The organism is Onishia niordana, assembly GCF_004798965.1.
Classification (GTDB): Bacteria; Pseudomonadota; Gammaproteobacteria; order Pseudomonadales; family Halomonadaceae; genus Onishia; species Onishia niordana.
In genome coordinates, this window is record NZ_SDSD01000107.1 from 1 (window position 1) to 260 (window position 260).

Here is a 260-nt window from a genome sequence, read left to right on the forward strand (position 1 = left end):
TTATCAAATTGGACAATTTGTCCCAGTCTTTCATTTACTCGGGCTATCGCCTCATAGGATTCCGGCAAAAGAGGCGAGTCCCCTTTTTGACCTTGGAGCCTTTTTTCGAGGTTCCATTGCGTTTTACCATGTCTTACAAAATAGATTTTCATTTTAATTCCTGAATTTCTTTAATTATTTCTTCTGGTTTTTTGTCCTTGGTTTCAATAATAATATCCGCTACTTCTTCGTAGAATTTTTCACGCTGCATAAACAATTGT

Annotated in this window: 2 protein-coding genes; both read right to left on the reverse strand. The window is 36.2% G+C overall.

The window, feature by feature from the left end; all coding sequences use genetic code 11:
* Positions 1 to 152: histidine phosphatase family protein (locus ETC27_RS18110; RefSeq protein ID WP_136256080.1), on the reverse strand; the 152-nt coding region annotated here is incomplete at its 3' end.
* A complete protein-coding gene (locus ETC27_RS18115; RefSeq protein ID WP_369333512.1) occupies positions 149 to 250 on the reverse strand; it encodes a hypothetical protein in 102 nt (33 codons plus the stop codon). The genes ETC27_RS18110 and ETC27_RS18115, both read right to left, overlap by 4 nt.
* Between the last annotated feature and the right edge of the window lie 10 nt (positions 251 to 260).

Coding starts and splice junctions, on each gene's coding strand:
- ETC27_RS18115 (WP_369333512.1), bottom strand. CDS start 250: ATGCAGCGTGAAAAATTCTACGAAGAAGTAGCGGATATTATTATTGAA.